Annotated in this window: 2 protein-coding genes; both read left to right on the top strand. The window is 69.5% G+C overall.

Annotated features, from left to right (window positions below; translation table 11 throughout):
• Window positions 1-291: 291 nt before the first annotated feature.
• Window positions 292-501 (top strand): hypothetical protein, encoded by a 210-nt coding sequence (locus ACIQOV_RS40955; protein WP_401056161.1) that lies wholly within the window; start codon window positions 292-294, stop codon window positions 499-501.
• A 550-nt stretch (window positions 502-1,051) separates the two neighbouring features.
• On the top strand, window positions 1,052-1,525 hold the full coding sequence (locus ACIQOV_RS40950; RefSeq protein WP_331768414.1) for a hypothetical protein: 474 nt from the start codon (window positions 1,052-1,054) through the stop codon (window positions 1,523-1,525).
• Window position 1,526 lies beyond the last annotated feature (1 nt).

The following is a 1,526-nucleotide window of genomic DNA, read 5'->3' as shown; positions in this document are numbered from 1 at the left end:
GTCCACCTGCGGCAGCAGGGGCTCTATCCGCTCCCACACCACGTCCGTCAACTCGCCTCGACCTGCCACAAGATCAATTATCAGACAGGCCTTAGCTGTTGCTCTATCGATCTTGGTGATCGTGAGTTCGAGTCTGCCGACTCGGTCGGGTGATCTTCTGGTCGGCAGGGCATGAAAGTGGGGCCTCCCGCACAGCTCGTGGGTGTCGAATCCAGCCGAGCAACAGGAGGCCCCTGGTGCCGCAGTCTTACGTCTCCGTGACGTTGTCGTCCAACTCCGCACCCCTGTCGTGTGATTGCCTCGCTCACCGGTTCGGGAACGCCGGGGACCGCCCGCACAGGCGTCCGAGGAGAGCGCGTCGACGTCGATGTCCTGCCGCGCGACTCGTTCAACCCAGAGCCCCGCCCCGTCTGGCTGGACGCCCTGCTGGTGAAGTACCAGCCCCACGGCTGGAACCTGACCGAGGGCGCTCACCCCACCGGCACCCTTGACCGGAGCTGAGCAGCTGAAGAACTGCACCAGTGCGTCACGACTGTCTCGCTCCCGTCTTCTGGCCCGAGCGAGACGTCGTGCTTCCTCCGGGCGCCGCCGGCAGTCCCAGCCCAGCCCCAGGCCGAGGCAAGGTGCGCTCCAGGGCACCGACAGCGGCACTGATGCGGGCGGGCGAACGGACCCTGCCCGGAACGGCCACCCCATCGACTGCCAACCGCGTGATCTGGGCAGCTGGGGGTTGACTCGCCGCCCCGACGCTCTACGGTCCCAATCGGCGCCTCGCTCGGCTGTACGAACCAGGCGCGGCACGGGCACGCGTGAGTGGCACCCCGGCCCCAACCTCCCGCCATGCCCCAGGGCGTGACGTGGCCGGCCGGGATTCACCCGGCATCTCCCCTACCCGCCGCCGGGATTCCGGGTCGCAGATGCCGGACGGCGCCCACCCCCGCCGCCCCACACCTCCCCGCCTGTCCGAGAGCCGTCCCGGCTGGCAACCCCGCCATCACCTGACCCTCCAAGGAGGACCATGTTTGCCCGTCCCACCACAGCCTCCGCTGCCATGACCCCGAACACCGAGGACAAGGGCCCGCAGCGCCACTACGAGGTGTCGTGGACCACCGGAGCCATTCACGCGCACGACCCTCTCGACGCCGCCCGCGAGGCCGCCGACGTGATGCGCGGGCAAGACCCCCGTGAGATCGACGAGTTCGAGGTGTTCGACGTCGACAGCCGTGCCGGCTTCGTCGTGGACCTCATCACCGATGCCGTCCGCCCCGTCGCCCCCTTTCGCCCCGGCACTCACCGCGCCTTCGGCCCGCGGGCCCTGGACCTGATCGTCGCCAACCCCGAGCTCAGCGCGGGAGCTATCACCGTCCTCTACACCTTCGCCGTCCTGTGGGACACCACGGGGCTGCCCGTCACGACCAGCACCATCGCCCACCACGCCCGTCTGCTGTCGCGTACCGTTGACCGCCACCTCACCCAGTGGACGGCGCTGCGCCGTACCGCCGACGGCTGGACCCCCGTCCCCTGAC

Origin of the sequence: Kitasatospora sp. NPDC091257 (assembly GCF_044757675.1) — a bacterium.
In the GTDB taxonomy this organism is placed as follows: domain Bacteria; phylum Actinomycetota; class Actinomycetes; order Streptomycetales; family Streptomycetaceae; genus Kitasatospora; species Kitasatospora lactacystinica.
Note: the sequence above shows the minus strand (reverse complement) of the source record. Positions and strands in the feature narration are given on the sequence as shown.